Here is a 10120-nt window from a genome sequence, read left to right as displayed (position 1 = left end):
ACCGGCGCATCGTTGACGGATGCGACGGTGAGGGTGAGGGTGCCCTCGTCGGTGCCGCCTTCGCCGTCGGAAACGGTATAGGTGGCCACCGGCACCGGACCGTTGAAGTTGGCGGCCGGAGCGAAGGTGTAGGAGCCGTCGGCATTGATCGTCAGATCACCCTCCGCAAGGCTTGCGGTGGTGCCGGCCGCATAGGTGAGCGCGCCGACCGCGAACCGGGTGATTGTCAGGTCGTCGCTGTCGTTGCCGCCATCGACATCGCCCGCGAGCAGGCCGTCGGCGTCGCCCGCCGCCACGCTGAGCAGCGTATCCTCAGCGGTGCTGTTGGTCTCGTTGTCGGCGATCGGGGCCGGGTTGGTCACGGTGTAGGTGAAGGTATCCTCGACCGTGCCGCCATTGCCGTCATCGGCGGTGACGGTGATCGTGTAGACCCCCGGACCGTTGCCGGTGTCGACCTGGCTCGCCTGGTTGTCGAGGGTGCCGCTGATCTCGCCGGTCGCCGGGTTGATCGTCAGCCCCGCGGGCAGGCCGCTGGCGCTGTAGGTCAGCGTGTCGCCGTCCACGTCGCCGAACGCGCCGGCGATCGAGACCGGATCGCCATCCTGCGCCGCCTGGTCCGGGATCGGGCTGTCGACAACCGGCGCATCGTTGACGGATGCGACGGTGAGGGTGAGGGTGCCCTCGTCGGTGCCGCCTTCGCCGTCGGAAACGGTATAGGTGAAGCTGTCGGTTCCATGGAACTCGGCGTCGGGCGTATAGATGAGGCTGCCGTCGGGTGTGATCGCGACGCTGCCATGGGCAGGCTGGGTGACTGAGGCGAGGGAGAGCGGGTTACCGTCGACATCAGTGTCATTGCCCCGCGGATCGAAGGTGATTGCGGTGTCCTCTGCGGTGGTGACGCTGTCGTCACCTGCGACGGGGGCGTCGTTGACCGGGGTGACGGTGACGTTAACGACGCCGGACGCAAACCCGCCGTTGCCGTCCGAGACTGTATAGACGAAGGTGTCAGTGCCGGAAAAATTCGGGTTCGGTGTATACATAAACGACCCGTCCGGAGAAATATCCAGCGATCCGTTCTCAGGTGTGGTCGCAATGGTTACGAAGAGTTCATCGCCGTCTATGTCGCTGTCATTGATGAGAACTGAGCCTGAGACAGAACCGTCTTCGTCTATTGTGAACCGGTCCGGAACAACATCCGGTACGTCATTCACGGCAAGCACATTGATTGTAACTGTGCCCGAGAGAACTGTTCCGCCGCTTGAAACGACATTGTAAGTAAAAGCGTCGATGCCAAAAAAGTTTGCTTCTGGAGTGTAGGTAAAAAATCCGTCAACTGAAAGTACGACTGCACCATGTTCCGGCAAAGCTTGCACCGAAAAAGTTCCCAAGAGCACCGATCCGGAGTCAAATAAAATTCGTCCTTCTATCGGAGTGTCGTCTCCAGCATCCTCGTTTCCCGTTACGACCAGATCCTGAGGATCTGGTGCTTGAAAAGGGTCCCGGACATTGTCGATTTGAGGCGCGAGCCTGCCTTCATCAAACGGAGAGTTCCCTTTTGACTCGTCATTGAAATTCAAGTCTTCGTTCTCTGGAACCTGATCTGGTCCAGAAGGTAGGTTCAAGTCATCGATCTGAGGACCGGACGGCGTACGGTTGAAATTGTGCGATCCGATCTCGACGTAGTTTTCGCCGTTGAGAAGGCGCTGTTGGGCTGCCGCAAAGGCAGCCAGAGCATCGGCAATAAGGTCCGCATCTTCAGCTTCATCACCTACGGCGCGGGGCAGCTCCATTGCAATGCCTTCGACCGGAGAGATGAGCCACGCTGTATCTGTGGCAGTGATGGTGGTTATCAGGTTGTTGTTGAGATCAAAGACGTCGATTGTTCCAAGCCGGCCGTCCGGGTCGTAATTCAGCGCGACTGTCAGCCGCGTGACTTCCTCGACTTTCGAAAGCAGGGCCGACACGTTCGTGCCGCGGATGCCCATGGTCGCTGCCGGTGTGGTGACATCCATGTCACCAGTCTTGGCCACCTGTCCAGCTATGAAAACGAAACCTCCGTTTATCAGGTTGAACTTTCCGCTGTTGTCGGTTCCCTCGGGTTCGTAGACGAGTTCGTCGATCACCATGCGTGACGATTCGGACAGCGAAAAGATCGTTCCGTCGGCAAATGTGACGGACAGACGCCCATCGCTGTCGGTCAGCAGGACTTCGTTGGCATAGATCTTGGTGCCGATGCTCAGATCATCCACCGACCCGTCGAGCCGTTGAACCCGTGCGCCGCCCGATACCAGTTCAACCTGGCCGATGGGTATGGAACCTTGCGCTGTGCCGACTTGAGCCACGAAGGAGTCAAGGCCCGCTCCGGCCAACAGGCGAACGGTGCCGCCTTGCAGAACGCCACCGTCGAAGGAGATCAGGTCGCGCGGGTCAACTTCGGAAAAATAGTTAATGACTCTAAGGGACTGCCCTTCTGTGTCGATAATGTGCAAGTCTGTCCCGACCTTAACGAAATCAGCCGTGAAAAGTTTCAGGTCGGCAGGCAAAAATATCGGGCCGTCTTCCGCATGCAAGATTTGCCCGAAGGAATGCTGTGGACTTATATCAAATTCCGCCGTCGCTCGAACCATGCTCAAGCTCCGCTGCAAAGAAAATATGTCTCAAAAGGTTAACATAATCATGCGATTCGGCCTAAGAGAAACAAAAGCCGGGGAAAAACAAGAGCTTTTGTGGTGAATATTCGTTCAATTTTTTGTCGGGCTCGAAAAAATATGCGTAGGATGAACAATAGACAGCGCTCGGCAAGAGCCAGGGGGTCGTTGCCTTTCGTCGGGCGGGAGAGAACGGAAGATCAAAGTCGTGGCGTTTTGGAGAGCGAGAAAATTCAGTTGGGGCCGCCTCTCGGGGTTCTTGCTCGTCTTTGCTCTCTTAGGGTTGCGGATCGTCGACCCGATTTTCGTTGAGCGGTTGCGCTTGCAGGCCTTTGATCAGTTCCAACGTCTGAACCCCCGCGAGATTACACCATATCCAGTTGTAATTCTGGACATAGACGACCGGAGCCTGAATGAAGTCGGCCAGTGGCCATGGCCAAGAACGACGATCGCGGAGCTGACGGATCGGGTGTTTCAAGCGGGTGCTGCCGCGATGGCCTTCGACATAGTATTTTCGGAGCCTGACCGTTTGTCTCCAGGTTCGGTCGCGATCGACAACCCCGGGATTTCGAATGAAATCCGGTCCCAGCTGATGCAACTACCTAGCAACGACGCGGTTCTTGCACGGTCTTTTTCCCGCAATCGCGTTGTGCTGGGTGAAACGAGTGTGCGGAGCGGCTTGCAAGCTTCCGAGGTCGAGAGGGACATACAAAAAGTCCCGCATGCGATCATCGGCCCGGATCCAGAACCCTACCTGCTGAAGTTTCCAGAACTGGTTCAGAACCTGCCAATCCTGAATGAGGTCGCACAGGGCCGCGGGGTATTTACCGTTCTGCCCGACGCGGATGGAATTTATCGACGTGTCCCGATTGTAATGATGGTCGAGGGCGCGTTGCGACTCAGTCTTTCTTTGGAACTTTTGCGTGTCGCGACGGGAGGCGACGCCTTTGCCATTCGGTCCAACGATGCGGGGATAGATGGCGTCGTGGTTGCGGGGCAGGTGATCAGAACCCAAGGCGATGGTACGGTCTGGACGCGATTTTCGGCCTCAGATCCGAACCGCTTCGTCTCTGCTGCAAACCTGCTGCAAGGCAGGGTACCGCAAAATCGTTTGGCTGGGCATCTGGTGCTGGTCGGAACTTCCGCCATTGGTCTGGAGGATTTTCGTGCAACACCTTTGGGTGTGCCGATGGCCGGGGTCGAAATCCATGCGCAATTGCTCGAAAACATCCTAGGGGGCGCACTCCTGAAACGTGAGAATACCGCCGACGGGAAGGAACTGATAACCACGGCGGCGATGACCATTCTTGTCATTGCGCTTGCGCCCATGCTGCACGCCGGTGTCTTGATCATAAGCACTCTGGTGCTGGTATCGGCCTATGGAACCTACGCCTATCTGATGTTCTTTTGGCAAAGCGAATTGGTCGATCCTACCTTTCCGATTGCCGCGACGATGCTGACCGTGATGTTGATGTCCAGCACCAACTACCTGCGCGAAGAACGTCGCAGGAACCGTATCCGGAACGCCTTTGGTCAATACGTGACGCCCGCTCTTGTAGCACAGCTGACCGACAGCATGGACGCCCTAAAGCTGGGAGGAGAACGCCGCGACCTCTCCGTCCTGTTCAGCGATGTGCGCGGATTTACGACGTTGTCGGAAGGGTTCCGCGATGACCCCCAGGGGCTTACCAAGTTGATGAACGAGCTTCTCACGGTAATGTCCGAACCGATTTTGAATTCCGGAGGCACGATCGACAAGTTCATGGGGGACGCAGTGATGGCATTCTGGAACGCACCGCTAGAGGCGAAGGACCATCCACGCGCCAGTTGTCGTGCCGCTCTGGAAATGGTCCGTGCCGTGGGTGAGTTCAACCGAAGCAGGATGGAGACCAGCGTTCCAGGCACCCCGCATCATCCAATCCAGATCGGAGTTGCGGTAAATACAGGTCCCTGCTTCGTCGGGAATATGGGAAGCCGCAGCCGTTTCGACTATACGGCACTAGGGGATACGGTGAACGTGGCGTCCCGTCTGGAGGGACAGACGAAGCGTTACGGAATGTCGATCATCATCGGCGAGAGAACAGCCCAGATCGTCGATGGCGAGTTCGCGTTGCTTGAGCTCGACCTTATTCGGGTCAAAGGCAAGACAGAGCCCGAACGGATATACGGTGTGATGGGGGGTGAGCGACTGGCAGGCACAGATGGGTTCAAGGCGTTGTCCGAAGTTGGCGTCGACATGCTGGCTGCCTATCGCACAGGGCAATGGCAGAAAGCACTGGAACTCATCGCGGAACTGGAACGCCAGGCTGCCCGCCTAGATCTGGACCTGCAGGATTATTGCGCTCTGTTCAGAAAACGCTCTGAACGGCTGGTCAAGTTGCCGGAAGATCCCGATTGGGGTGGGGTTTACGATGCTTTGGAAAAGTGACCTCAGCGTTCTCGCATGGCCTCATATTGGGCTCGCCGTATCGGTTTGAGCAGATAATCCATCACGGTTCTCCTGCCTGTGAGAATGTCGACTTTGGCAACCATTCCTGGAGAAATAGGCAATGGATCGTTTGCGGACCCAAGGTAACTCTGGTCTGTTTCCACGACTACCTTGAAAAACTCTGCGCCGTCGTCCGCAGTGATGGTGTCTGCACCTATCCGCGCGACGCGGCCCGTCAAGGAACCGTAAATCAGGTAGTCGTATGCCGTAATCTTGATCGAGACCTCGGCCATAGGTTTCACAAACGCGACATCGGTTGGTCGCAGGTAGGCTTCGATGATCAGGCCATCGTCGGCAGGAACGATTTCGGCAAGCGGTTGGCCGGGAGCCACCACGGCGCCGGGCGTGTTTATCGACAGTGCGTTCACCGTGCCGCGCAGTGGTGCTCGTATCATGGTTCGGGCGACCCTGTCACTGGCGGCACGAAGGGTTTCCTCGACAACGGCGAGCTCTAACTGCAACTGCGCCATCCGCTGCCGCGCGGTCAACAGGTATCCGGAACGCGCCACCTCGATTTCGGATCTGGCTTGAGTAATTGCTGACCGGAGACGTACTTTGGTCGCCTCGCCTATCGCCAGGTCACCCTCTAGTGCCGCCAATTGCGAGTTCAGACGCAACAGTTCGATCTTGGGAAACACGCCAGAGCGCGTCATGTTGGTGGCCAACTCCACCTCCTCCCTGAGGGGTTCGACCATTTTGTTCCGTTTTGATTGCTGCGCTTCCAACTCGGCAAGTTCGCTTTGCCGTTGCGAGAGCCGGTCGTTCAAGACATCCAACTCGCGCGCTAATTGTTGCTTGCGGGTGAAGAACAGTTCCTGTTCCGCTCTGGTGGCCCGGGGGTTCGTGCTGACCAGGTCCTCCGGGAATGCCAGATCGTCCGCCATGTTCGACTCGGCAACGAGACGGAACCGTTCCGCCGTCAGGGCGCTGTGGCGCTGTTTCAGTTCGCCCATCTCGGAAGAAAAACGGGTATCATCAATCTGCATGAGCACATCATCCTGCTGGACCATGTCCCCCTCGGAAACGTCGATGCTTTGCACGATCCCACCTTCCAGGCTCTGAACAATCTGGACCTTACTCGACGGGATCACCCGGCCATCGCTGCGTGTGTATTCCTCGATCTCGCTTGAGTTGGCCCAATAGAGGAATACGCCGACTGCGGCAGCGATCAGAAGTAGCAGCCGACGCGATAGTGCGCTACCGGCCCTTTGTCCCATCGAGTTGGGTCGGTTTGTATAGGTTGCTTCGATGCGCTGTCCAAACATTACGCATCCGCCCGCTGTTCGGGTGCCGTGCCACCGCGTAGCGAGGTCAAGACCTGCTCGCGGGGACCGTCAAGCACGATTTTGCCTTTGTCCAGAACGACAAATCGGTCGGCGACGGCTGCAACGGGTTGTCGGTGCGTACACAGAATTAATCCTGTCGCCCGGTCCAGGTCTTCGCTCAGCCGACGGCACACCCGCATTTCCATCTCCTGATCCATTGCATTTGTCGGTTCATCAAGGAAAAGAAGCTTTGGCTGGCGCAACAAAAGACGTGCCAGGGAGAGGGCTTGCATCTGTCCACCAGACAGCCGCATGCCCCGGTCTCCGATGTTCAACTCCAGCCCTTCTGGGGTCGCAGAAACGAATTCGTCGAGCCCGGAAAGATAGAGCGCCCGTTCGATTTCGGACTGGCTGCTGTTCGGTCGCCCGGTCAGCAGGTTATCGCGGAGAGTTCCGGTTAAGAATTCGCAGGTCTGGGGCAGATACCCGATCCCTTCACGCAGCTCTGACGGGTCGAACTGGCTCAGATTATGGTTGTCGATCAGTAACGTGCCAGAGTCCGGCACTATCAGACCCGACAGCATCATGCCCAAGGTCGACTTGCCCGAGCCGACCCGCCCCAAAACCGCTACTCTTTCACCTGGGGAGATGACGAGATTGAACCGGTCCAAGGCGGTCACGCTACTGCCTGGATAGCTGAAGGTAACGTCTCTTAGGCTAATCGCTCCCTTGCGAACTCGCAGGTTCGATCGCACCACTGCTGTCCGTTCGACAGGGGCGGCCATTAGGCTGTCAAGGGCGTGCATTGATTTGCGCGTGTATTGCACCCTGAAGATGGTCTGAGCAATGGTCGCAAGAGGCGCCAATGCGCGCGCGGACAGAATGTTGGCCGCAATCAGCCCGCCGATGGTTACGTCGCCTTCGATAACAAGGTAGACGCCCCAAAGAATGATCCCGACGCTGGTCAACTGCTGAGTCGCGATGGTCACGCTTTGGGTGAAATTGGCCCAGATGCGCGAATAGCTTCTCAAACGGGTGGAGGCCGCAACCGCTTCTTCCCAATACCGCTGCATTATATTTTCGGCATTCAGCGTCTTGATCGTGGTCACGCCGGACAACGCTTCGGACAGCAGACCCATACGACGGGATTCCACTTCGATTGATGATTTCGCCGCGCGAGCCAGCGGGATTTGCCCCAGAACAGCAGCTGTCAGGGTAATGAAAATCGCCAACAGCGGCACGTAGGCCAGCGGTCCAACGATAAGAAAGAGCGCCCCGATAAAGACGCCGACGAACAAGAAATCGACCGCAGCGATAAAGGATGCAGAAGCAAACAGTTCCCTGATCGATTCATACTCCCGAACCAGTGACGCCAGTCCGGCAGCGCCGATTTGTCGTGCCGTCAGCCGAATGTTCATGACCTGACGAAACAGATCTGATGCGATTTGCATATCAACGCGCCGGCTGATCTGCTCCAGAAGGCTGGTCCTGATCTGGCGCAGCAACAGGTCCAGGCCGATCGCGATGCAGACCCCAGCGGCCAGCGTCCAAAGGGTGATGGTCGAATATGTTGGGATCACGCGATCATAGACGTTCATGACAAACAGCGGGAGCGCCAACCCCATCAGGTTTATCAGCAAAGTGGCGATCGTGACATGGAGCCAGCCTCGCCAGTTCCGGCGCACAGGCCTCCAGAACCAAGACGAGCCGGGTGCTTGCGTATCGTCGGCGTAGGTCGCGCGGTAGGGAGCGTTCTCATCTTCCTGCGGAGTGACCAGCAGAAGATCAGGTTTAATGCGCCCTTCGATTATTCGCAGGGTTTGGGTTTCATTAGTTTCCGAACCTGAATCCCGAGTGGTCACAGTTCGGTTCTTGCTGTCTATCGTGTTTATAATCAGTGGCTTGTTGCGGAGGTCGAATGCTATGCATGGCAATACGACTGGGTCGAGATGACGGAGCTTGGTACGATGTAATCGCGTTCGGAACCCAAGGGTTGCCAGAGCCAATTCCAGATCTTCGGGGTCGTCGAGGTTTGCGCCAGCCGGAAGCCTAGACATGACAGCAGTCGGAGTGAATGGCCGTACGTAAAACTCGGCGAACCATTGCAGCAGCCGCAAACTCGTTTGTTCGCTTGCTCCATGGGACGGGCTTTTAGCGTCTTCGACGTCAAGGGCCTCATCCTTGCTTGTATTCTCATTCATCTCTTCACGATCGGCACCGCCCGATCAATGACGTCAAAAGGTTTTTGCGACTCGTTCGCCTGTACTGCCAGCAGCAGTGCTTCTCCCGTACTGTCGATGCCAAAATACTGGGCTAGCCTGCTTTGCGCCGCGAGCATGCGATAGGCGTTGAAGGTGGCTCCCGCTTTTGCGTTGATCAACTCGATGCGAGATCGGAACAACTCGGTCTCGCCAATGAGCAGGTCAAGCAGGCTGCGCGTGTCCAACTGGAATTCCAGCGTGTATTGCTCAACCAGGTCATTGTTGAGGGCCACCTGCTTGGCGGCGATTGTCGCTATTCTCTGGCTAGACTGATAGCTTGACCAAGCGTTTTCGGCAATGTGCTGCACTTCACGCATGGTGGCCATCCGAAGATACAGGGCTTCATTCTGACGTTCGAGCAACGCTGCCCTGCGTTCGGCGCGACCGCCATTGAAGAGTTTCCAGTCGAGGTCGATACTGATGAACGAGCGATTTTCGTTGCCGCTCGCACCGTCGAGATCTGCCCCGACCGAGGCGCCAGCCCTAAGATTCACCTGCGGCAAGTATTCCGCTTCGTTTGTAAACTTTTCAAACCTCCTGACATCGACACTTGCCTGAGCTTGCTTGACTCGGAAATTGTTCTGGACACTGGATGCAATAAGGGCGTCAAGGCTCGGCGGCAAACTTGGAAGACCCGGAGCATTCAATCCAGGTACGTTCGGTGTCCCTACCAGTTCTCTGTAGCGTGAGCGGGACATTTCCAACTCGTTCGAAATCTCGCTGATGGTGATGCGCAGTGTCTCGACCCGGCTTTCCACTTGCAACTGGTCGCTCAGCGGCAGCTTTCCACCCGAAACCTGTTCTCTAACACGTCGAGCGATATCCAGATGGCGGTTGAGGTGATCGTTGGCGGTCGCTAGGATATTTTGGTTGCGCACAATGTCCATGTGGGCCTGCACGACTAACAGTGCCATCGTTTCCGAGGCATCGAGATACTCGAACATGGTTCGGTCCAATTGAGCAGCGCGGGTGAAAACGGTGTTCGCCCTTTTGTATCCGTCAAAAAGAGGAAGGCTCGCTACCAGGCCGATCTCTCTTGATGTCTTTGTTCGTGCATTGTCGACAACAGACAGCCCGTTTGGATCATCCACGTATTCCGGCCCCAAGCCCGCGAAAACGGAAACCGTTGGAAGATATGTCCCACGCATCTCAAGCAGTTCAAGCGCGGCGGTTCGGACCGCGGCATCATGCGCCTTGATCGTCGGGTTCGAAGACAGCGCAACCTGAACCGATTTCCTCAATTCGTGCGCGGCTGCAGAGGGAATGCTTTCGACAAGCATGAAAGATAGGATCAATGCGGAAAAAATGGCACGTATCATCAAAGTCGTCCCTATTCATATACACCAAAGATACATGCAAATTAACATTTAGCATCTGAAATCCGGTGTCGGCGGGCAGAAAGACTGCAATCCAGACCGCACTGTCAGTGGCATGTTGATGAGGTTTTCGTGAAGATGA

5 protein-coding genes are annotated in these 10120 nt (G+C 56.7%); 1 reads left to right on the top strand and 4 read right to left on the bottom strand.

From position 1 onward, the window contains the following. Window positions 1-2627, bottom strand: a 2627-nt coding sequence (locus tag G0P99_RS10700) for an Ig-like domain-containing protein (protein WP_164129599.1), incomplete at its 3' end; no start/stop codon positions are given. 229 nt (window positions 2628-2856) lie between these two features. On the opposite strand from G0P99_RS10700, the gene G0P99_RS10695 reads away from it, so the two are divergent. Then, the gene (locus tag G0P99_RS10695; protein WP_164129597.1) at window positions 2857-5076 is read left to right on the top strand and encodes an adenylate/guanylate cyclase domain-containing protein; all 2220 of its coding nucleotides are present in this window, start codon (window positions 2857-2859) and stop codon (window positions 5074-5076) included. Between the two features lie 2 nt (window positions 5077-5078). On the opposite strand, the gene G0P99_RS10690 is transcribed toward G0P99_RS10695, so the two are convergent. From G0P99_RS10690 to G0P99_RS10680, 3 genes are read right to left on the bottom strand one after another with little or no spacing between them, the layout of a single operon-like run. Next, window positions 5079-6401 carry an HlyD family type I secretion periplasmic adaptor subunit gene (locus tag G0P99_RS10690; RefSeq protein ID WP_164129595.1) on the bottom strand — a complete coding sequence of 441 codons (1323 nt, stop codon included), beginning with the start codon at window positions 6399-6401 and terminating at the stop codon, window positions 5079-5081. Then, window positions 6401-8602: a type I secretion system permease/ATPase gene (locus tag G0P99_RS10685; protein WP_164129593.1), complete on the bottom strand. Its 2202-nt coding sequence runs from the start codon at window positions 8600-8602 to the stop codon at window positions 6401-6403. The genes G0P99_RS10690 and G0P99_RS10685 overlap by 1 nt, the downstream gene beginning before the upstream one ends. Further along, window positions 8599-9981: a TolC family protein gene (locus G0P99_RS10680; protein ID WP_164129592.1), complete on the bottom strand. Its 1383-nt coding sequence runs from the start codon at window positions 9979-9981 to the stop codon at window positions 8599-8601. Before G0P99_RS10680 ends, G0P99_RS10685 begins: the two co-directional genes overlap by 4 nt. Window positions 9982-10120: the final 139 nt, after the last annotated feature.

This window comes from Ruegeria sp. PrR005 (genome assembly GCF_010500245.1).
GTDB classification, from domain to species: Bacteria; Pseudomonadota; Alphaproteobacteria; order Rhodobacterales; family Rhodobacteraceae; genus Ruegeria_B; species Ruegeria_B marisflavi.
This window is presented reverse-complemented; position numbering and strand designations above follow the sequence as displayed.

What these genes read in the sequence shown, in the direction of transcription:
- G0P99_RS10685 (WP_164129593.1), bottom strand. Translation starts at nt 8,602, where the DNA reads ATGAATGAGAATACAAGCAAGGATGAGGCCCTTGACGTCGAAGACGCT.
- G0P99_RS10680 (WP_164129592.1), bottom strand. Translation starts at nt 9,981, where the DNA reads ATGATACGTGCCATTTTTTCCGCATTGATCCTATCTTTCATGCTTGTC.
- G0P99_RS10690 (WP_164129595.1), bottom strand. Translation starts at nt 6,401, where the DNA reads ATGTTTGGACAGCGCATCGAAGCAACCTATACAAACCGACCCAACTCG.